Origin of the sequence: Mesorhizobium sp. M0715 (assembly GCF_040320355.1) — a bacterium.
GTDB lineage: Bacteria > Pseudomonadota > Alphaproteobacteria > Rhizobiales > Rhizobiaceae > Mesorhizobium.
Window position 1 is genome coordinate 29,827 of sequence record NZ_JAMYPL010000017.1, and the last position, 20,198, is coordinate 50,024.

Annotated in this window: 16 protein-coding genes; 12 read left to right on the forward strand and 4 right to left on the reverse strand. The window is 62.3% G+C overall.

Translation table 11 applies throughout. The annotated features are described in order from the left end of the window. Positions 1-2 precede the first annotated feature (2 nt). Positions 3-1,331: an NAD(P)H-dependent oxidoreductase gene (locus NKI21_RS19945; protein ID WP_352554469.1), complete on the reverse strand. Its 1,329-nt coding sequence runs from the start codon at positions 1,329-1,331 to the stop codon at positions 3-5. Between the two features lie 386 nt (positions 1,332-1,717). On the opposite strand from NKI21_RS19945, the gene NKI21_RS19950 reads away from it, so the two are divergent. The 6 genes from NKI21_RS19950 to NKI21_RS19975 all read left to right on the forward strand — a co-directional run bounded on the left by NKI21_RS19950 (position 1,718) and on the right by NKI21_RS19975 (position 9,303). After that, positions 1,718-2,665: a MurR/RpiR family transcriptional regulator gene (locus tag NKI21_RS19950; protein WP_352866900.1), complete on the forward strand. Its 948-nt coding sequence runs from the start codon at positions 1,718-1,720 to the stop codon at positions 2,663-2,665. A gap of 46 nt (positions 2,666-2,711) precedes the next feature. Next, on the forward strand, positions 2,712-4,154 hold the full coding sequence (locus NKI21_RS19955; protein WP_352866903.1) for an amidase: 1,443 nt from the start codon (positions 2,712-2,714) through the stop codon (positions 4,152-4,154). Positions 4,155-4,228: 74 nt separating this feature from the next. Further along, positions 4,229-5,761 (forward strand): ABC transporter substrate-binding protein, encoded by a 1,533-nt coding sequence (locus tag NKI21_RS19960; protein WP_352866906.1) that lies wholly within the window; start codon positions 4,229-4,231, stop codon positions 5,759-5,761. A 74-nt stretch (positions 5,762-5,835) separates the two neighbouring features. After that, on the forward strand, positions 5,836-6,774 hold the full coding sequence (locus tag NKI21_RS19965; protein ID WP_023811025.1) for an ABC transporter permease: 939 nt from the start codon (positions 5,836-5,838) through the stop codon (positions 6,772-6,774). Further along, positions 6,771-7,622, forward strand: a complete 852-nt coding sequence (locus NKI21_RS19970; protein WP_245273208.1) for an ABC transporter permease — start codon at positions 6,771-6,773, stop codon at positions 7,620-7,622. The genes NKI21_RS19965 and NKI21_RS19970 overlap by 4 nt, the downstream gene beginning before the upstream one ends. A 1-nt stretch (position 7,623) precedes the next feature. Beyond that, on the forward strand, positions 7,624-9,303 hold the full coding sequence (locus NKI21_RS19975; protein ID WP_352866909.1) for a dipeptide ABC transporter ATP-binding protein: 1,680 nt from the start codon (positions 7,624-7,626) through the stop codon (positions 9,301-9,303). 348 nt (positions 9,304-9,651) lie between these two features. Here the strand turns inward: NKI21_RS19975 and NKI21_RS19980 are convergent, their stop codons facing one another. After that, complete coding sequence (locus NKI21_RS19980) at positions 9,652-10,185, reverse strand: TetR/AcrR family transcriptional regulator (RefSeq protein WP_023811021.1); 534 nt, start codon at positions 10,183-10,185, stop codon at positions 9,652-9,654. Positions 10,186-10,331: 146 nt separating this feature from the next. Here NKI21_RS19980 and NKI21_RS19985 point away from each other — a divergent pair, with 146 nt between their 5' ends. Together NKI21_RS19985 and NKI21_RS19990 are read left to right on the forward strand one after the other, a co-directional pair. Then, the gene (locus tag NKI21_RS19985) at positions 10,332-11,663 is read left to right on the forward strand and encodes an efflux RND transporter periplasmic adaptor subunit (protein WP_128305042.1); all 1,332 of its coding nucleotides are present in this window, start codon (positions 10,332-10,334) and stop codon (positions 11,661-11,663) included. Then, positions 11,660-14,743 (forward strand): efflux RND transporter permease subunit, encoded by a 3,084-nt coding sequence (locus NKI21_RS19990; protein ID WP_023811019.1) that lies wholly within the window; start codon positions 11,660-11,662, stop codon positions 14,741-14,743. Before NKI21_RS19985 ends, NKI21_RS19990 begins: the two co-directional genes overlap by 4 nt. A 224-nt stretch (positions 14,744-14,967) precedes the next feature. On the opposite strand, the gene NKI21_RS19995 is transcribed toward NKI21_RS19990, so the two are convergent. Then, complete coding sequence (locus NKI21_RS19995) at positions 14,968-15,429, reverse strand: L,D-transpeptidase (protein WP_023811018.1); 462 nt, start codon at positions 15,427-15,429, stop codon at positions 14,968-14,970. 355 nt (positions 15,430-15,784) lie between these two features. On the opposite strand from NKI21_RS19995, the gene NKI21_RS20000 reads away from it, so the two are divergent. Together NKI21_RS20000 and NKI21_RS20005 are read left to right on the forward strand one after the other, a co-directional pair. After that, entirely contained in the window at positions 15,785-16,117 is a 333-nt protein-coding gene (locus tag NKI21_RS20000) for a hypothetical protein (protein ID WP_023811017.1), read from the forward strand. A 56-nt stretch (positions 16,118-16,173) separates the two neighbouring features. Next, positions 16,174-16,341: a hypothetical protein gene (locus NKI21_RS20005; RefSeq protein WP_081738724.1), complete on the forward strand. Its 168-nt coding sequence runs from the start codon at positions 16,174-16,176 to the stop codon at positions 16,339-16,341. Positions 16,342-16,412: 71 nt separating this feature from the next. Here NKI21_RS20005 and NKI21_RS20010 read toward each other — a convergent pair whose 3' ends face one another. Beyond that, the gene (locus NKI21_RS20010) at positions 16,413-17,114 is read right to left on the reverse strand and encodes a response regulator transcription factor (RefSeq protein ID WP_127295240.1); all 702 of its coding nucleotides are present in this window, start codon (positions 17,112-17,114) and stop codon (positions 16,413-16,415) included. Positions 17,115-17,160: 46 nt separating this feature from the next. Between NKI21_RS20010 and NKI21_RS20015 the strand changes: the two genes are divergently transcribed. Together NKI21_RS20015 and NKI21_RS20020 are read left to right on the forward strand one after the other, a co-directional pair. Further along, a complete protein-coding gene (locus NKI21_RS20015) occupies positions 17,161-17,934 on the forward strand; it encodes a response regulator (protein ID WP_196815325.1) in 774 nt (257 codons plus the stop codon). An 84-nt stretch (positions 17,935-18,018) separates the two neighbouring features. Continuing rightward, entirely contained in the window at positions 18,019-20,106 is a 2,088-nt protein-coding gene (locus tag NKI21_RS20020) for an ATP-binding protein (protein WP_352442057.1), read from the forward strand. Positions 20,107-20,198: the final 92 nt, after the last annotated feature.

Here is a 20,198-nt window from a genome sequence, read left to right on the forward strand (position 1 = left end):
GATCACGCTCCCACGGCCCCATAGACGAGCTTGTCCTGGCGGGCGCGCAGTTCGGCGATCTTGGAGCCCGCCGCGGGCGCTGCATTCGCGTAGGTTATGAGCTCGCCCTTCTTGATCGGCGCGGTGACCGAGCCGCCCTGCAGCAGGCCGCAGGGAATGGCCTTGGCGGCGCGCGCCTCAGGCGTCGTCATGATCCAGGCACGATAGCAATATTCGCCGATCGCATCGAGCTTCTCGCCGGGCTTCATGTCCTTCTTGGCCACGGCGGCGACTTCGGCCACCGGTTTGGCCAGCGGCACCATGTCGGCCTTGCCGTAGAGCACGACGCGCGCGCAGGTCAGCGGCACTTCGAGCGAGGTCAGGTGATAGGGACGATGGAAAGTGAAATACGGGCCTTTGCCCATCTTCAAATCTTCCATGCGCTCGGAGATACGCGGATGCGACATGTCGGCAACGACGAAGACGCCTGGCGCGACACCCTTGCCGATCGAATAGTCGACGACGCCGACCCTCGACAGCACGCCGCCATCCTTCTGCGGCACCAGCACCTTGGACAGTTCGCCAAGCGTCGCCGCCGGGCCATGCATGCCGGCCTTGTCTGGAACCAGGCCGGTGGCATTGGCGATTGCCGCCATCTCGACCATGGTCTTGGAGCCGTCGACGAATTCGACCAGCATCCGCACGTTCATGTGCCGGCGCTTGGCTTCCTCCTCATAGTCTGGGGGAATGGCGTCGATGTTGAGCGGATTGTTCTTGCCCTTGCCTGCGGCAACGATCGGATGGCCCATGGCCGAAACGAATTCGATGAGTTCCATGCAGGAGGACGGCTCGTCGCCGGCGCCCAGCGAATAGGTGACGCCGAGCCGGTCGGCCTCGCTCTTCAGATAGGCGCCGATGGTGACGTCGGCCTCGACATTCATCATCACCAGATGCTTGCCATGTTCCATGGCGCGCAGCCCGATCTCGGCGCCGACGGCGGGAACCCCGGTGGCGTCGATGACGACGTCGATCAGATCGTTGTTGATGACCAGATTGGCGTCGTTGGTCACCGCGACCTTGCCGGCTTCCATCGCCGCGGTCATCGCCGAAACGTTGGACACTTCGCGCGCATGCCCGGTTTCCTGGAAGGCGATATCGACCGCCTTGCTGGCGGCAGGCAGGTTCAGTTCGGAAATGGCGCCGATCTCGATGCCCGACATATGGGCGACACGAGTGACGATGTCGGTTCCCATCTCGCCCGAGCCGATCAGGCCGATGCGGATAGGCTTGCCCGACTTGGCGCGTTCCTCGAGATCGCGGGCAAGGCCCGTCAACGAAACATTGGAAGCCATACCGCTCGTTCCTCCCATAATGCAGGCTTGTTCGACTGCCTGACGGGTATTGAACATCTGTATTTCTGTCAAGACTAATGTCCAGATTCTCGTGCTTAAAACCACTTTCCCGGCAGCCCGAACCACGGAGGAAAACGAAGCTGGGAACCGCGCGGCGCGCAAAGACAGGTTCGCTCGCAGTCGCGCTGGAACAACGCCAGCGCGGAACGCTTTTTGGGATTATGGACGGCTGTGAAATAAAAATACCGGAATATAAAACTATAAAATTTATCTTTCATGGCGTGTTCTCGCGTGCTAGCGTCGCGTCACGACTGGAAATGAAGTGCGCTTCCTGGGGTGGCCTTTTCCGGTCTGTTCCAATAGGTCTGCCAAGGGACGTGCGGTCGATGAAGACGAAAACGCCTGGCGGGAAGGCTGTGTCCGGAGCGACTGAGGTGGCCAGTGCGCTGGAAGCCAGGTTGCGTGAGGGCTGGCTGGATTTCGCCCGGACCGAGCAGGCAATCGCGCGATACCTGCTCGCCAACATCCATGACATTCCCTTTGAAACTGGCGCCACCATTGCCGTCGGCGCCGGTGTAAGCGAAGCAAGCGTCACCCGTTTCGTACGGCGTCTCGGCTACACCGATCTCAAGGAAATGAAGCGTGGCCTGCGCTCCGCACCGAAAGCCGGAGGCCCGGGCCTGGACAGTGCCGAGTTGCGTTTCCGCATCGGCGGCGAAAAGCGGGAGCGGTTGGCTCGCAGCCTGGAGATGGAGCAGCAGGCCTTGACCGCGGCCTATGGCCTTGCCCAGGGCGAGATGTGGTCCGAAATTGTTCATCTGCTGAGCACCTGCGATCGCGTGAACTGCGTCAGCTTCCAGGCAGTGAAGGGATTGGGGCTCGATTTCGCGACGCGTCTGCGCTGGGTGCGGAGCGATGTCCGCTTTGCCGAAGGTTTGGGCGGCACGTTCTCGGAAATCCTCACCGATAGCGGCGAAAATTCTTGTGTCCTGCTGATCGACACAGCGGAATACGCCGCGATGAGCTTTCGGCTTTGCGCCCAGATCAAGCGCCGGAAGATTCCTCTGATCATCGTTACCGACAAATACAGTCATTGGGCATCTGAATACACAAAACTGGCGCTCGAAGTATCGACGCGCGTCGACCTGTACTGGGATTCGACGGCCGCGATAAGTTCGGTTCTGAACCTCCTCACGCATTCCGTTGCCGAGAAACTCGGCAAATCGGCCGAGACGCGGATGAATGAGCTGGAGGATATCGCCGGGATCCTGCGGACCTTCCACAAGCCGCCACGGCGCGTCGCACGGCACATCAAAGAAGAAGGCGAAGAATGACGATGCATCACCCGTTGCTGAAACCGTGGACAGTCAGGGCAAGCGCATGAAGTTGACGGAATACGCCGCCTATGACGGCGTTGGTCTGGCCGAGCTCCTGCGCAAGCGGGAAGTTACGCCGCGCGAACTGGGAAACTGCATCATTTCAGGGATCGCCGCGGTCAATCCGCAGCTCAATGCCGTGATCGAAACCTATGCCGATGCGATCGAAGCGCTCGGCGAGGTCCCCGGACCCGCACCTTTCCACGGCATGCCGACATTGACCAAGGATTTCCCCATCGAAGCTGGCCGGCCGGGAGAGTTCGGCAGCGTTCTCGCCAAGGGTTTCATCTGCGGCGACGATCACGCCTTCTGGGTGAAAATGCGATCCGGCGGCCTTGCCAATATCGGGCGTACCACCACGTCGGAATTCGGCATAGCGGCGGCAACCGAATCCTCCCTCTATGGTGCGACACGCAACCCCTGGGATACCAGCAGGGGTGTTTCGGGATCGAGCGGCGGCGCAGCGGCAGCCGTTGCCGCCGGCATCGTTCCTTTCGCGCAAGGCGCCGATGGTGGCGGCTCCATCCGCACCCCCGCCGCCTTTTGTGGTGTCGTCGGCCTGAAGCCGTCTCGTGGCCGGATCAGCGGCGCGCCGGAATCGAATGCGCCAATGCTGGGTCTCGCCATTTCATTCATGCTGACACGCTCGATCCGCGACACGGCGGCTTTGCTTGATCTGGGGTCTGGTGCGCTTCCCGGCGACAGCTATGAGATCGTCCCTCCAACCACCAGCTATGCCCAGGCGATCAAGACGCCACCCAAGGCTTTGCGCATTGCCCTGTGCACAACGTCCTGGTCCGGCTTTCCGCTCGACACCGAGGTGAAGGCGGCAGTTCTCGAAGTGGGCAAGAGGCTGGAGCAACTGGGCCACAAGGTCGTCGAAGCCGGGCCTGTGTTCGATTATGAGCGCTATCTGGCGGCACAGAAAGTGATCTGGGCAGCTTCTACGGCGCAGTCGCTCGACGAGTTGGCGGGCTTGCTGCGACGGCCAGTCGAAGAGGCCTGCCTGCAGCAGACGACACTTGCTGTCTATCGCCATGGCCGAACGCTGGACGCGGCAAGCCTGATCGCGGCCCTCGCTGTTTATGACCAGATCACGCGGACGGTTGGCGAATTCCTGGCCGTCCATGACGTGCTGGTGACGCCGACTTGCGCGATCCCGCCGGAGTTGCTCGGCACGCACAACCCGGATCGTCCTGGCCGCGACATCGACACGGTGTTCGCCGATCTGGCGCCGAAGGAGACGTTCAGCGCGCTCTTCAACGGCACCGGATCGCCGGCGATATCCCTGCCGCTCGGCTGGACGCAAAACGGCCTGCCGATCGGCGTGCAGTTTGTCGCCGCATTCGGACGCGACGATCTGCTGCTGCGGCTGGGTGCGGTGCTTGAGGCCGACTACGCCTGGCACCAGCGCAAACCACCTGCCCACATCACCAAGACTGCTTGAACCAACAAGGACTGCTTGAACCAACAAGCATGGAACCGCCCCGGGAACATCATCAACGAAAATGGGAGATTGTCATGGACCGCAGAGTATTCCTCAAAAGTGCGGCGTTTGCCGGCTTCAGCATCGCGACGTTGCCGGCCACATTGCTTCGAGCCAATGCTGACGGCAGCAAGATACTGCGTATGGCCTATGGGGCCGAGGTTCTCACCCTGGACCCGATCAAAACCACTTACGGAGCCGATATCCTTATCCAGGGCATGATGTATGCACGCCTGCTGCATGCCAATGCCGATCGCACAGAAGTCGGCCCGGGCCTTGCCGAGAGCTGGGACATCGCGGATGACGGCAAGACCTATACCTTCCACCTGCGCGAGGCCAAATTTTCCGATGGGTCGCCGATCACGGCCGAGGACGTGGCGTTCAGCTGGAACCGCATGCGCTTCCAGAAGGATTCCGCCTATGCGGCGCCGTTTCAGCCCCTGACCAAGGTCGAGGCAAAGGACGCCAGGACAGTGGTGATGACGCTCGACCGCAAATTCACGCCCTTCCTGACGCTGACCGAAATCTGGAATACCGGCATCGTGCCGACGGCAGCGGTCGAGAAAATGGGCGACGACGCTTTCGCCAAGGCGCCGGTCACATCAGGGCCGTTCAAATTCGTCGAATTGAAGCCGGGAGACCGCGTGGTCCTTGGCCGCAACGAGCATTATTACCGCCAAGGCGAGCCCAAGATCGACGGCGTCGAATTCCGCTATGTCCCGGACGACAACACCAGGGTCTCGATGTTGCAGGCGGGCGAACTCGACGTCTGCCTCGCAGTTCCGGCCCCGCGCATGGCCGAGTTGAAGGCCGCCGGCTTCCGGGCCGACCCTGAACCTTCGAGCACCACCTATGACATGCTGATCAACCATTCGGCAGAACCCTTCAACGACCTCAAATTCCGCCAGGCCGTCAGCTATGGCATCGACCGCACGGCCATCAATGCCGCGGTGACGCTGGGTCTCGGCACGCCGGCCAGTTCCATCATGAGCCCGACGCTCGATTTCTTCGACAAATCGCTGCCAGTCATTGCCCGAGACGTCGAAAAGGCCAAGGCCCTGCTGGCAGAATCCGGCAAGACCGGAGCCAGTTTCGAACTCATCCAGAATGCCGGAAGTGCCGACGAGGAAAAGGCGGCGGTGCTGATCCAGGCGCAGTTGGCGGAAGTCGGCATCACCGTCAACATTGCCAAGATCGATTCAACCCAGGCATGGACCCGCCTCGCCGATGGCGAGTATCAGGCGGAAATGAACTGGTGGTACAACGAGACGCGAGATCCCGACAACGCATTGCGCTGGTGCGTCTGGGGCGCGGGCGACAACAAGTCCTACTACACCCGCTACAACAACGAAACGGTCGACAAACTGATCGATGAAGCCTCGGGTGAGGCGGACAATGCCAAACGGGCCGAGCTCTATGCCCAGATCCAGAAGACCGTGGTGGACGAGGTGGCGCAGGTGGCGCTCTATCACCCGACGTGGCTCAACGCCTACGCTCCGAGCGTGAAAGGGTTGGTCCTGAACGTCGGCCTGCAATTCTCGTCCATCGGCGGGACCAGCCTGGATTGATCAGCACAGGATGCGAGACGGGGACGAGACACTTCGTCCCCGTCTCGCATCGATTTGACACCAGGATCCCGACCATGAATCGATTCTCCTTCGTGCTTAGACGGCCGATACAGTTGATCCCCGTGCTGCTGGGTATCAGTGTGATCACCTTCCTGCTGCTGCAAATGACACCCGGCGATCCGGTTCGCCTCATGCTTGGCCCCAAGGCCAGTCAGGAGGCGATCGAATTCGTGCGGGCGCGATACGGTCTCGATCAGCCCATCCCCGTGCAGTATTTCTATTACGTGCTGAATTGCCTGCGCGGCGATTTCGGTCAGTCGATCGCCTTCCGGGGTCCCGTCAGCGGCGTCATCGCGGCACGGATCGCGCCAACGGTTTTCTTGATCCTCTATGGCCTTGTCATCTCGCTGCTGTTGACATTCGCGCTCGCGGTCACCGCTGCCCGGCAGCGCGGACGGTGGATCGATCACCTCATCCGTCTCGTCTGCGTCGCGGGCGTCGGCGTGCCGTCCTACTTTGTCGGCCTGCTGTTGATCATGGGCTTCTGCCTGCGGCTGAAGATTTTCCCGGTATCCGGTTACGGACCGACCTTTATCAACAATCTGTGGCATCTGTTCTTGCCGGCCCTGACGATCGGTATCGGGGTGACGCCGATCCTCGCGCGCAATCTGCGCGCGACCTTCATTCAGCAGCTGGACAAGGATTATGCGATCGCCTGCCGCTCCAGGGGCCTGCCGGAAAGCTACATCTTTTCCCGGCATGTGTTCTGGAATTCCCTGTTGCCGACAGTCAATCTGCTGGGCGTCGTGGTCGCCTTCCTGATCGGCGGGACGGTCGTTGTCGAAAATGTCTTCAACATTCCAGGGCTCGGCAACCTGCTCATCCGCGGCGTTCTCACGCACGACCAGTTCGTCGTCCAGGCGGTGGCCCTGCTGCTTGCCGTAGGTGTCGTCATTTCGAATTTTGCCGTCGATGTCTTGACCGCCATTCTCGACCCGAGGGTGGAATTATGAGCGATGTGATGCGAGGCAGCGGCTCCTTGGCCATGGCGCGGATCCGCACGATGCCGGCAACCTTGGCCATTGGCGGCGCCATCACCTTGGCCTGGATCGTCGTGGCCATTCTGGCGCCGGTGCTGACCAGTTTCGACCCGATCAAGGTCGATGTGATGCAGGCGCTGAAACCACCTGGCGCCGAGCATTGGTTTGGCACGGACGCCATCGGCCGCGATGTCCTGGCGCGGACACTGTTTGCCGCGCGCTACGATCTCGCCATGGCCTTCTTCGGCGTGGTCGGTCCGATCATCCTGGGGACGACCATCGGCCTCATCGCCGGCTATCTGGGCGGCAGGATCGATGCGGTGCTGATGCGCATCCTCGAGGTCACCGTATCATTTCCCTATTTCGTCCTCGTGATCGCCATCGTGGCCGTGCTGGGGCCCGGCCTCAAGAGCTACTTCATCTCGCTCACCTTGGTGAACTGGGTCAGCTATGCCCGACTTGTGCGGAGCCAGGCGCTGGTGCTGCGCGGCGTCGATTTCGTGCTGGCGGCACGTGGCATGGGTTTTGGGCATTTGCGCATCATGCTGTTCCACATCCTGCCGAATGCCATCGTCCCATCGATCGTCTTCGTCATGACCGATGCCGTGCTGGCCATCGTGCTCGGATCATCATTGGGTTTTCTCGGCCTCGGCGTACAACCGCCGACGCCCGAATGGGGCGCCATGATCGCGGATGGGCAGACCTACCTGACGACCGCATGGTGGATTGCGATCTTCCCAGGCATCGCCATCTGCCTTCTGGCGCTGGGCCTCTCCTTGACCGCTGATGGTCTCGCCCGCCTCCTGAACACGGAATCCTGAGATGAGCGACCTCGTCAGCGTCGAGAACCTCACCATCGACTTCACCACCAATTTTGGCGACGTCCACGCCCTGCGCGGCGTCAGCTTTTCACTAAAAGCGGGAGAAGTCCTTGGGATCGTCGGTGAATCCGGATCGGGCAAGACGGTGGCCTGCAGAGCCATCCTCAAGCTGATTGCCGGCAACGCACTGGTGAAGTCGGGCCGGATCATGTTCGAGGGCAGCGATGTCCTCGCCATGAAGGATGCCGAGCTGGGCCGGCTGCGCGGCGGGCAAGCGGCGATGATCTTCCAGAACCCGTCGACGCATCTTGATCCGATCATGACGGTCGGGCGTCAGGTGGGCGAGGCGATGGTGGTCCATCAGGGCATATCCTGGCGGCAGGCCAATGCGCGGGCGGTCGGACTGCTCGAAGACATGCATATCAAGGACGCGTCAAGGCGCGCGGGCGCCTATCCTCACGAGCTGTCCGGTGGCATGCGTCAGCGGGTGATGATTGCGGCGGCCCTTGCCTGCGAACCGAAACTGCTGATTGCCGACGAGCCCACGACGGCACTTGATGTCACGGTGCAAGCTCAGATACTCGACCTGCTCCGCGGCATCCGGCGTGAACGCAAGTTGTCGGTCATTCTGGTCTCTCACGACCTTGGCGTGATCGCGGAAATGTGCGACCGCGTCGTCGTCATGAAGGACGGTGCGGTGCTGGAAATCGGCTCGGTCGATCAGATCCTGCGTGACCCCGCCCATGAATACACGAAGCGCCTGATCGCTTCCCAACCCTCGCTGATGAAGCCGACCACGCATGCCTGCCCCGTGGCGACGGAGCCGCATCTCCTGGTGAAGAACCTGTGCGTGAACTTCTACCCTGGGCAGAGCCTTGCGGCCTGGGCGACGCGCAAGCCGCCGCAAATCGTGCGCGCCGTCGACAATGTTTCGCTGGCATTGCGGCGCGGTGGGGCGCTGGGGATCGTCGGCGAGTCCGGTTCCGGCAAGAGCACCATAGCCCGGGCTATTGCAGGCCTTGTGCAGCCGCAACAAGGAGAGATCGAGGTGGACGGCCAATCGCTCGATCGCGCACTGAGGCAGCGCCGACCGGAGCAGGTTCGCAAACTGCAGATGGTGTTCCAGGACCCGTTCATGTCCCTCAACCCGGCGTTTACGGTTGCGCGAACTCTCGCCGAACCGCTGCGGCAACAGAACATCTGCCCGGAAAGAGACATCCCGGAGCGGATCCGTGAGCTGATGGAAAAAGTGGAATTGCCACGCCAGTTGCTGGACCGACGCACCACGCAGCTTTCCGGCGGCCAGCGGCAGCGCGTCGGCATCGCCAGAGCCCTGGCGCTGGAGCCCGAGATCTTGATCGCCGATGAAGTCACCTCCGCTCTGGACGTCACCATCCAGGCCCAGGTGCTCGGCCTCTTTGCGCGGCTGCGCCGCGAATTGTCGCTGACGCTGATCCTGATTTCCCACGATCTGGGCGTGGTGCGTTATCTCTGCGAGCACGTTGCGGTCATGCAGCACGGCAAGCTGGTTGAGTATGGCAATACGGAAGACGTTCTGGATCGTCCGCAGCAGGCCTATACCCAAGAGTTGATCGCCGCTATCCCGAAACTCTCGCGTCGAACGAGCAGCGGAATCCAACCAGGAGACACCCCGCTACTGGCCGCCGGAAGCAAATGCTAGACTAAAGCCTTCAGGGCCGAGCGTGATCGAGCACGGCAGCGTCAGCACTCAGGCAAGCAGCAAATTGCGTCGGGCGTTGCCGGAACGATGGCGGCGAACGGTTCCGGCTGCAATGGGGCGGCGCTGCGCACGCCGAAGGCGGGCAGGAACCACTTCGCGCTGCCCGATTGTTCCAGCGGATGATCCGGTCTCGGAATGCCCGCCTCGCTGGAACTATATCCACCATGTCCCACTCCAGATGCATTGCAGCAAAGAACTGGGAAGAACGCTATGGCCGCACGATGAACCCTGTGTGACGCCGGCGAACCGCGTTGACGCACAGGCCTGGCCGAAAAGCGGGTGGGCGACCTATTTGGCAATCTCGAGCAGGGACGATACCAACAGCTCGCGCTCGTCTTTCGACAGGACATCCGAATCGAAGAGGTTCATGCTGCGCAATCCCTCGATGGCGAGATAGCAGATCAATAGCGATTTGAGATCCGGCGTTTCGCCCTTCAGCCGCTCGAAAAGCTGCCGCTTGAAGGTCTTTATCGGCATCATGAAATCGGGATCCTCGGCGATGGCCGAGAAGATCCAGGACGCCGACGGCTGCTTTTCCTCGCAATCATTGGCCGACAGCCTGATGTAGACGGCCAGGGGATTTTCGTCCTTGTCATTTGTGCGGGCGGCTTCCAGCGCGTGCTCGAACTCACGCAGATAGCCTTCGACCAAACCTTGCATCAATTTGGCCTTGGTCGGGAAGTTGTAGAGGAGCCCTCCTTTCGACACGCCGGCACGGCTGGCGACGGCATCCAGCGACAGGCTGCCTGGTCCGGATTCCCGGGCAACATCAGCCGCCGCGGCGAGAATCTTCTCGCGCGAATTCGGTCGTTGGGCTCTCATGGTGCCTCCCATCGCAAGCTTAGGCCCAATTGACAAGACCGTCCAGACGGTACAGTAAGACCGCCATTATTTGAAATCGGGACCCGCAGTCGATATGTGTCCCGATATCCGCGCTTCGCGCCGGATTTTCGACTGAGGGGACTTCCTTGTTCAAGCGCATACTCCGTATATTTATCATTGTTCTGGTTTTGGCCCTGCTCGTCGTCGTGGTCGGCGGCATCGTGGGCTTCAACTTCCTGCGTGACAACGGCATCAAGCAGTACTTCGCATCGATGAAGCCGCCGGCAGCAACCGTTTCGACAACCATCGCCAAGCCTTCGGCCTGGACGCCCGGCGTCGAGGCGATCGGTACGGTCAAGGCCGTGCGCGGTGTCGACCTGACGGTCGAGACCACCGGTATCGTCAAGGACATCCTTTTCCATGCCAACCAGAAGGTGGCGGACAATGCGGTTCTGCTGCAGCTCGATGACGCCGTCGAGCGCGCCGATCTCGACGCACAGAAGGCTCAGGCCGCGCTCGATCAGACATCGCTTGCCCGCGCCATCGAACTGACCAGGCGTGGCGTTGGCTCCGACTCGACGCTGGACACGGCGCGTGCGGCGGCCTCGGCCTCGGCGTCTCAGGTCACCAAGCTGCAGGCCGTGCTCGAGCAGAAGCAGTTGACGGCGCCTTTCGGCGGCACGGTGGGCATTCCGAGGATCGATATCGGCCAGTATCTGGCGCCCGGCACCGCCGTGGTGACATTGCAGGATCTCGACACGATGCGGGTCGATTTCTCGGTTCCCGAACAGCAACTCGCCTTGCTCAAGATAGGCCAGACGATTCGATTGGGCTTTGGCGGTGAGGACAGGCCATTCGCAGGCGCCATTCGCGGCATCGACCCGAAGATCGACTCGTCCAGCCGGCTGGTGAACATCCGGGCGGAAGTCGCCAATCCCGATGGCAAGCTGACCCCCGGCCAGTTCGTGCAGGTGCGTGTCGAGCTGCCCGAAGAGCAGAACGTGCTGACCCTGCCGCAGACGGCGCTGACGACAAGTCTCTATGGCGACTACATCTTCGTGGTGCAGCCAGCCAAGCCCGCCGAGGCGGCGCCAGCTGCCAAGCCGGAGGAAAAACCCGCCGCGCCGGCAGCCGACAAATCGGCTGATGCCAAGCCTGCGGACACCAAGCCGGCCGATGCCATGAAGCCGGCGGCTGATGCTGCCAAGCCCACCGCCGATGCGGCAAAGCCGACTGACCAGGCTCCCGATGCGGCCAAGCCGGCGGCGGAAGGTGACAAGCCCGCGCTCGTGCTGTCGCAGGTGTTCGTCAAGCCCGGCCGCCGCAATCAAGGCATGGTCGAGATCGTCGAGGGGCTGAAGGCTGGCGACGAAGTCGTCACCGCCGGTCAGAACCGCCTCTTCAACGGCATGTCCGTCGTTGTGGACAACACCATCGACCCGACCAAATCGGCAAACAAGCAGGCCGGCCAGCAATGAGCATCTCCGATCTCTTCATTCGCCGGCCTGTTCTTTCGACGGTCCTTGGCTGCATGATCCTGCTTCTGGGTTTCCAGGGCATCTTCAACCTGTCGATCCGGCAGTATCCGAAGGTCGACGAAACGGCGATCACCATCACCACGGCCTATCCGGGCGCCAGCGCCGATCTGATCCAGGGCTTCATTTCCGCCCCGATCGCGCGCGCCGTCGCCTCGACCGAAAACATCGACTACGTCACCTCGTCCAGCCGCCCGTCCTCCAGCACCGTGACGGTGCAGATGAAGCTCGGCTCGAACCCCGACGTCGCGCTGACTGAAGTTCTGTCCAAGGTCCAGGGCGTGCGCGGCACCTTGCCGGACGCATCGAAGGACCCTGTCATCGTCAAGGGCACCGGCCAGCAGTTCGCGATGATGTACATCTCGATGCAAAATCCGAACATGACGAAGGAGCAGCTTACGGAGTATATCGAGCGCGTCATCAGGCCGCGCATGTCGACGGTCGAAGGCGTCGCCGACGTGCAGATCTTCGGCGCCCAGGAATACTCGATGCGCGTCTGGATCGATCCGGTCAAGCTTGCCGCGCGCGGCGTGACGGCCTCCGAACTGCTGACGGCGATCAACAATTCCAACTTCCTGTCGGCGCCCGGCAACACCCAGAACGAGTATGTCGTTTCCTCGATCACCGTGCGCTCGACATTGCAGACGCCGGAGGCCTTCGCCGAGCTGCCGCTGCGCTCGACTGACGGCAATGTGGTGCGGTTGCGCGACGTGGCTCGCGTCGAACTCGCCGCCGAGAACACCGACACCAGGGTCTCGTTCAACGGCAAGCCCGGCACCTTCCTCGCCATCTTCCCGACGCCGGCGGCCAATCCGCTGACCACGGCGGCGGCGCTCACCAAGCTGGTGCCACAGATTCAGGAGACACTGCCGAAGGGAATGACGATCGAGGTCGTCTACGACGCGACCGGGCAGATCAGCGCCTCGATCGAAGAGGTGTTCAAGACCATCGCCGAGGCGGTTGCCATCGTCATCGTCGTCATTCTTCTGTTCCTTGGCTCCTTCCGGTCGGTGATGATGCCTATCATCACCATCCCGTTGTCGCTGATCGGCGTCTGCTTCCTTTTGTTTGCGGTCGGCTACTCGATCAACCTGCTGTCGCTGCTGGCCATGGTTCTGGCGATCGGCCTGGTCGTCGACGACGCCATCGTGGTGGTGGAGAACATCCATCGCCATATGGAAGAAGACCACATGTCGCCGATGCAGGCCGCGTTCAGCGGTATGCGCGAAATATCGTCGGCCATCGTTGCCATGACCATGACGCTGGCCGCCGTGTTCGCGCCGCTGGCCTTCACCGGCGGCCTGACCGGCGCGTTGTTCCGTGAATTCGCGGTCACGCTCGCCGGCTCGGTGGTGCTGTCGGGTGTCATTGCCATCACCATCACCCCGATGATGTCGGCACGCCTCTTGAAGTCCGGCACGCCGGGCCGTTTCCAGCGCATTGTCGACGGCACCTTCGCGCGCGTCGAGCATGTCTATGAACGGGCCGTCACCGGATCACTGAACTATCGCCCATTGACGCTGATCATCGTGCTTGCGCTTGTCGGCGTCACCGGCTTCATGTTCACCAAGACCTCGAGCGAACTGGCGCCGGAAGAAGACCAGGGCTTTCTGCTCTCGATTGTGACGGGGCCGCGTTATGCGACCTCCGATTACACCGAGACATACGTCAACCAGATCCTCGGCCTGGTGAAGGATATTCCCGAAACACGGGCGCAGTTCTCGGCCGTCGCCTTCGGCGGCACGACAAACAGCGCCTTCGTCGGCTATGCCTTCAAGGACTGGGCGGAACGCAAGCGCAATTCGAAGGAACTGCAAGCCGACATTACGGCCCGTATCGCCAAAGTGGCCGGTGTCGAGGCTTTCGTCTTTGCACCGCCGACGTTGCCGGGCTCCGGTGGCGGCCTGCCCATTTCCATGGTGGTGCGATCGACGGGCGCTTCCTCGGAGGTGTACGAGGTGGCCGAGCAGATCAAGAACAAGGCGCAGGCCTCCGGCCGCTTCATCGTCGTGCAGAATTCGATGGCCTATGACGCGCCGGAGGTGACGGTGACCATCGACCGCGACCGCGCCGCGGCGCTGAACCTGCCGATCGCCGATATCGGCCGCACGCTGACCTTGCTGGTCGGCGGCGCCGAAGTGGCGCAGTTCGACCGCGACTCCAACAGCTACGACATCATCCCGCAGGTGCCGCAAGAGTTTCGCGACAACCCCGACAAGCTCGGCGAATACTTCGTGCGCAGCGTGACGGGCGAGATGGTGCCGCTATCGGCGGTGGTCAAGATTTCGACCAATGCGGCGCCGGCGGCAATCGAGCAGTTCAACCAGCTGAATTCGTCGACGATTTCGGCGCTCCCGCTGCCCGGCGTCACGACCGGCGACGGGCTGAAGGCGCTGGAGGACATTGCCAAGGAGAGCCTGCCCGACACCTTCTTCCTCGACTATTCCGGTCAATCGCGGCAGGAAAAGGAACAGGGCAACACCATCCTGATCGCTTTCGCGGCCGCCGTGGTCGTCATCTATCTGGTGCTGGCGGCGCAGTTTGAAAGCTTCCGCGACCCGCTGATCATCATGATGGCGGTGCCGCTGTCGATCTTCGGCGCGATCGTGCCGCTCAATCTGGGCCTCGGCACGCTCAACATCTACACGCAGGTCGGCCTGATCACACTAATCGGTCTGATAACCAAGCACGGCATCCTGCTGGTCGAGTTCGCCAACCAGCAGCGTGAAAAACATGGCATGCGGCGGCGCGACGCCATCATCGCCTCGGCCAAGGTGCGCCTGCGGCCGATCCTGATGACGACAGCGGCGATGGCGCTCGGCGTGGTGCCGCTGATCACGTCCAGCGGCGCTGGTGCCGCGGCCCGCTATTCGATGGGCCTGGTCATCTTCACCGGCATCCTGGTCGGCACCCTGTTCACGCTCTTCGTCGTGCCCATGTTCTACACCTTCATCGCCAGCAAGGACCTGCCTCATTTGGCGGAGAAGCCGGATCCCAAGCTGATGCCGGCACTGCCGAGCTAGGACGGTCGAGGGATGCGGCTTCCTGCCCGGAAATGCCCAGGACAAATGCAAAAGAAAAGAGGCCGGAAAATTTCCGGCCTCTTTTCTTTTGGCTGGGCTCGATACCGCCGGTTTGCGCTGTACTCAATACCCCGGTTCGAGCTGTGCTCGATACCGCAGCGTTTTCCGGCGGGAGCCTTGAACAAGGCGCGGCAGCATGCTGACACGCCGTCGGTCACAGCCTGCTACTTGACGATGACGATGCTGGTGTTGGTCGCCCCGAAGGTTTCGACGAGCTGGTAGAAATCGGCGGCGTTGTCGGGGTGCAGCCGCACGCAGCCATGCGAAGCCGGCTGGCCGAGGCGCTTGATCGCGTAGGTCGCGTGCACCGCATAGCCGCCGCTGAAGAAGACCGAGTGCGGCATCGGGGCGTTGTCGTATTTCTTCGAGTACCACATTTCATGCATGCGGGTCGGCTTGAACGAGCCGGTCGGCGTCACATGGGCCCGGTCGCCGGTGGAGACTTTCCAGGCGAAGGTCGGCCGGCCGTCGACGGAGACTTCCATGATCTGCTGCGAAAGCGAAACGCGCGCCACGATCTTGTTGGCGGCGTGCGCCGCACCCGAGCCAGCGCCGAGCAGCAGTGCTGCACCAGTCAAGGCAGCGGCGGTGATGTTGATGAGCTTGGCGGAAATGGCGGTATGCATGATGAAGTCCCCTCTCTCTGCCGGTTAGGCCGGCTCCAATTCGATGGCCGCTTATCCCAACGTCATGTTTCGAGGAGATTTCGCAAAACACTCGTTTCTGTTTCGAATCTGTTTCCACTGGTTAACAAACGCCTCCTTATAAGCCTGGCTAGAACGGGCTCGGCAGGCCCGCCCAGCCAAGACCATGAGTCGGGAACATGAGTATCCGCCCCCAAACGAAAGTGCTAATTGGCGTCATGTGAAAGAACAACCGTCGGCATCGAAACCAACCTGCAACAAAGCGCGGCTCCTAGCGGCATGATCCGGATACGGGGTGCGAGCAAAGTTGACGCAACGAAAACAGCCGGTAACGAACATGGGAACGAAATCGAACGCGCTGTCCTGGCTTCTCAGGATCAGCATCGCGGCAGCGGTCATCGGCGGCGTCGGCACGGTTGCCGGCACCCCGCTGACAAGCCTCGGCGCGATGACATCAGGCGAGATTTCGACGCTGCATGCCGCACTGTTTTTCGCCACGGTCTGGATTGTTTCCAGCCTGCGCATCGCCCGGCTCAAGGCCCTCTGGCGGGTCGGCCTTAGGCTGACGGGTTTGCGCGGCGCCTCCGGCAACTTGCTGCCGAGAGGACCGAAGGCCCGCGCCGCGACGGGGGGCTCCGTGGGCGGCGCGGGCACTTCGGGGGTATCCTGAAGCGACCCGCAACAGGTTCATTTCTAGGGAATTGGCATTTTTGGGGAACTGCGACGATGAAAACGAAATTCGCTGCTTCGGTGCTGTCCGCACTGCTTTACGCCCAGGGCCTGCTCGGCTTTGCCGGTCTTGCTACCGTGCTCCTCAGGGACCGCGCCCATGCAAGCGAACTCACCATGGGCAGTGACATGCCGGTGGGGCCATCGCTTCTGCTGGTACGCTGAGCGTCAAGAGCATCGGCCCAGAGATGGAAAATCCGATGCCAGAAAAAAGGGATTGCGCCAGTAGCCGGCAGTCAGTCGGCGAATTGCCGCGGCGGATCGAACCGATAGCCGGCTCCACGTATTGTGGTGATGGTGTCGGTGTCGAGCTTGCGGCGCAGCCGCACGATGCGCGAATCAATCGACCGATCGAAGGCGTCGGCGTTTTCGGCCGGTGCCGCGGCGATGATATCATCGCGCGTCAGCACTTTGCGCGGACTGGCCAGGAACAACCTAAGCAGCGCCACCTGACCGGGCGAAAGCTGTTCCTCGGAGCCGGAGCGATGCATGACCATGGCCGATCTCAGATCGACGGTCGCGTTCTCCAGCACGATCAGTTCCTGGGTGCCCCTGCCGCGGCGCGAAAGCAGGCCGCCGACACGGGCGGCCAGTTCACGGACATTGAGCGGACTCTCGACGACGTCGGCCGCACCAAGCTCCAGCGCCAGCACCTTGTCGACAAGATCCGCCGGCCGGCAGATCAGGATGAAATCCGGCCCGCCCTCGCCGCCTCCTGCTTGGCCGCCATAACGTCTGAGCAGGTCGCGCCCCTCCGCCTGGCTGAGGCTGTCGCCGACAACGACGACGTCGATGCCCTTTCCCGACAGCAGCGATTCGGCCTCCCAGGGCTGGCGCGCCTGATGCACGTCGTGGCCGCGCCGCTCGAGATGGTCGGCGAGTTCGGTCGCGACCACTTCGGCTACCGAAACAAGCGCAATAACGGATCGTGCGGCCATATTTTCCAACCGTTCCCTGGCAACCCGGATATGAGTGCTGGACATGATGTTTATACCCAATCTACTTTCCACTGAAAGTGGGAGCGAAAGCATCGTGCGGGCAAGAATTGTTATCGTCGAGGACGAGCCCGACCTCAGGGACGCGGTCGCCGAATATCTTGGCGCATCCGGCTATGACGTGGCCACCGCTGAAAGTGCTGCCGCGGCGCGCAGCCTCGTTGAAACGCAATCGTTTCATCTCGCCATTCTCGACATCGCCATGCCCGGCGAGGACGGCCTCTCGCTCGGCCGCTGGCTGCGTTCGAAACTGCCGATCGGCATCATCTATGCCACCGCGGCCGGCACTGCGCTCGACCGCATCGTCGGGCTGGAACTCGGTGCCGACGACTACATCGTCAAACCCTACGAATTGCGCGAAGTGCTGGCCAGGGTGCGCAGCGTGTTGCGCCGGGTTCCCCAGCCGAAGGAGCTCCAGGACAACAAGGCCGGGACGGATCGCCGTTCCGTTGCCTTCGGCCCCTTTCAGGCCGATCTCGACGGCAGACTGGTCACCGGCGCCAATGGCGCGGTGATCGATATGGCCAAGAGCGAGTTCGACGTGCTGGAGATTTTCCTCACCCGCGCCAACCGGCTGCTGACCCGCGCCGCTATCTCCGAGGCGATCGGTTTCACCGAAGATCCGGAATCGTCACGCGCGGTCGACATTCGCATCATGCGGCTACGCAAGAAGATCGAGGCCGATCCCGCCAATCCGAAATTCCTGCGCACGGTGCGCGGCGAGGGCTATATCTTCTCGCTGCCGGCCGGCGACGGCAACTGAGCACCGGGCCAGAAGGATTCGGTTGCTCGCCAGCCGAAATTGGCACGACTCCGAATTGGCACGACTCCGGAATGACGGCACAAGATGATCGCTGAAGCAGCAAGCACCTATATGCAAGGGTTCAGGCAGGGCGCGGCGATGGCGGCCGTGCGCGTCGTTCGCCGGCTTCGCGAGGCTGGCGACTGGCAGCGCGAGATGGACGGCATACTGGAAACGCTCTGCCGGGCCATGGATTGCCAGCGCGGCATCCTGTTTCGCTTGCGCGAACTGCCCGGCCAGGGCTTCGCCCAATCCGTCGCCGCCTATTGGATCGACCCTCTTTTCGGCGGCGAACTGGCGTCGCCGACCGTCATCATGCAATCGATCGTCAATTCCGACCCCCTGCTGGAGCGGCTTGCCGAGGACGAACGGCAAGGCAAGATCTTCGCCGGGCACACGCGCGACCTCGAAGGCTTCCTGAGGACCGATTTCGAGAAGCAGAACATCAAATCGTTCCTCTCGGTCTCGGTCTTCGCGCATGGCCATCTCTGGGGCACGCTGGCGGTCAATGACTGCGTCAACGAGCGTGCATGGACGGACGAGGAAGAGGCGACGCTGCATATCATCGCGCTGGCCATCGGCGACGCCATCGAGCGCTCGCCCTCCGACGCCCACGCCAGCGAGGTCATTCGCCGCACCATGCTGCAGGCCTCGCTCGACGCCATCGTCGTCATCGACGAGACCGGCTCGATCATCGAATTCAATCCGGCTGCCGAGAAGATGTTCGGCTTCCAGCGCAGCGACATCCTCGGAAAGGACCTGCTCGATACGATCGTGCCGATCTACTACCGCAAGGGCTATGCTTCGGGGGCCGAATACATGTCCGGCCGCGGTGCGCCGATGGTCGGCCAACGGCTCGAGACGGTGACCCAGAACGCCGCCGGCGAAGTGTTCCCGATCGAGCTGACGGCAACCGAGATGCGGGTTGCCGACCGCCGCCTGATCTTCGGCTCCATCCGCGACCTGCGCGACAAATTGCGCGCCGAGGAGGAGATCGGCCGGCAGCGTGAGAAGCTGCACCAGAACGAGAAGATGGCGGCGATGGGTTCGTTGCTGGCCGGCGTCTCGCACGAGCTCAACAACCCGCTGGCCGTGGTGGTGGCGCAATCGACGCTGCTGCACGAATTCGCTTCCGACCCGCAGACCAAGGTGCGCGCCGAGAAAGTCCGTGCGGCCGCCGAGCGCTGCGGCCGCATCGTCAAGAGCTTCCTGTCGATGGTCCGCCTCCATCCCGCGGCACAAGCCGAAACCGACCTCAACCAGGTGATCCGGTCGGCACTCGAAGTGACCGCCTATGGCGCGCGCTCGAGCGGCATCACCATCGACACCGATTTCGCCGCCGGCCCGCTGCTGGCCATGGCCGACGCCGACCATGTGACGCAGGTGGCGGCCAATTTCCTCATCAACAGCCAGCACGCTTTGGCCGGCATTGCCGGCGACCGGCTGATCAAGGTGCGGACGTTCCGCAGCGACCGCGGTCATCCCTGCTTCTCGGTCGAGGACAATGGGCCCGGCGTGCCGGAAACGATCCGCGGCCGCATCTTCGAATCCTATTTCACCACCAAGCCGGTCGGTGTCGGCACCGGCATCGGCCTGTCGATCTCGAAATCGATCATCGAGCGGCACAATGGCAATGTCTGGTTCGAGGAAGTGCTCCCGAGAGGCGCGCGCTTCGTCGTCCAGCTGCCGGCCATCGTGGCCGGCCTCGCCACCGCCGGCGACAACCAGCCGCGATCGAGCGGCCTGCGCCATGCCTTGATCATCGACGACGAGCCGGATGTCGCCGGCTCGCTCTCCGACATTCTCGAACTGATGGGCATCAAGTCACGGATCGTTCCTGTCTGGGAAACGGGCGCCGCCACTTTGAGCGGCCACATGCCGCCGGACATCGTCTTTTCGGACCTGCGCATGCCCGGCGTTAGCGGCATATCGATCTATCGCGAGTTGCTCGCCGAAAAGCCTGATCTGGCACGGCGTTTCGTGCTGGTCACAGGCGACCTGATCGGTGCGAAAGCCGAAATCGAGGCGCTGCCGGCACAGCAGCGGCCGCAGATCCTGGAAAAGCCGTTCAGCACGCTGGATGTGCGCAGTGTGCTGTCCGCCATTGCCGAACAGGCGGTCTTGAAAGGATAAGGAAGAGGCCCCGGGGCCGAAGAAGAGCGCGCTGGAGGGAGCGCTCGGGGAGTCCAGAGCATGATCCCAAAGCGGGAACGGTTTCGGATCAT

What these genes read in the sequence shown, in the direction of transcription:
- NKI21_RS19945 (WP_352554469.1), bottom strand. Translation starts at nt 1,331, where the DNA reads ATGGCTTCCAATGTTTCGTTGACGGGCCTTGCCCGCGATCTCGAGGAA.
- NKI21_RS19950 (WP_352866900.1), top strand. Translation starts at nt 1,718, where the DNA reads ATGAAGACGAAAACGCCTGGCGGGAAGGCTGTGTCCGGAGCGACTGAG.
- NKI21_RS19955 (WP_352866903.1), top strand. Translation starts at nt 2,712, where the DNA reads ATGAAGTTGACGGAATACGCCGCCTATGACGGCGTTGGTCTGGCCGAG.
- NKI21_RS19960 (WP_352866906.1), top strand. Translation starts at nt 4,229, where the DNA reads ATGGACCGCAGAGTATTCCTCAAAAGTGCGGCGTTTGCCGGCTTCAGC.
- NKI21_RS19965 (WP_023811025.1), top strand. Translation starts at nt 5,836, where the DNA reads ATGAATCGATTCTCCTTCGTGCTTAGACGGCCGATACAGTTGATCCCC.
- NKI21_RS19970 (WP_245273208.1), top strand. Translation starts at nt 6,771, where the DNA reads ATGAGCGATGTGATGCGAGGCAGCGGCTCCTTGGCCATGGCGCGGATC.
- NKI21_RS19975 (WP_352866909.1), top strand. Translation starts at nt 7,624, where the DNA reads ATGAGCGACCTCGTCAGCGTCGAGAACCTCACCATCGACTTCACCACC.
- NKI21_RS19980 (WP_023811021.1), bottom strand. Translation starts at nt 10,185, where the DNA reads ATGAGAGCCCAACGACCGAATTCGCGCGAGAAGATTCTCGCCGCGGCG.
- NKI21_RS19990 (WP_023811019.1), top strand. Translation starts at nt 11,660, where the DNA reads ATGAGCATCTCCGATCTCTTCATTCGCCGGCCTGTTCTTTCGACGGTC.
- NKI21_RS19995 (WP_023811018.1), bottom strand. Translation starts at nt 15,429, where the DNA reads ATGCATACCGCCATTTCCGCCAAGCTCATCAACATCACCGCCGCTGCC.
- NKI21_RS20000 (WP_023811017.1), top strand. Translation starts at nt 15,785, where the DNA reads ATGGGAACGAAATCGAACGCGCTGTCCTGGCTTCTCAGGATCAGCATC.
- NKI21_RS20005 (WP_081738724.1), top strand. Translation starts at nt 16,174, where the DNA reads ATGAAAACGAAATTCGCTGCTTCGGTGCTGTCCGCACTGCTTTACGCC.
- NKI21_RS20010 (WP_127295240.1), bottom strand. Translation starts at nt 17,114, where the DNA reads ATGGCCGCACGATCCGTTATTGCGCTTGTTTCGGTAGCCGAAGTGGTC.
- NKI21_RS20015 (WP_196815325.1), top strand. Translation starts at nt 17,161, where the DNA reads ATGTTTATACCCAATCTACTTTCCACTGAAAGTGGGAGCGAAAGCATC.
- NKI21_RS20020 (WP_352442057.1), top strand. Translation starts at nt 18,019, where the DNA reads ATGATCGCTGAAGCAGCAAGCACCTATATGCAAGGGTTCAGGCAGGGC.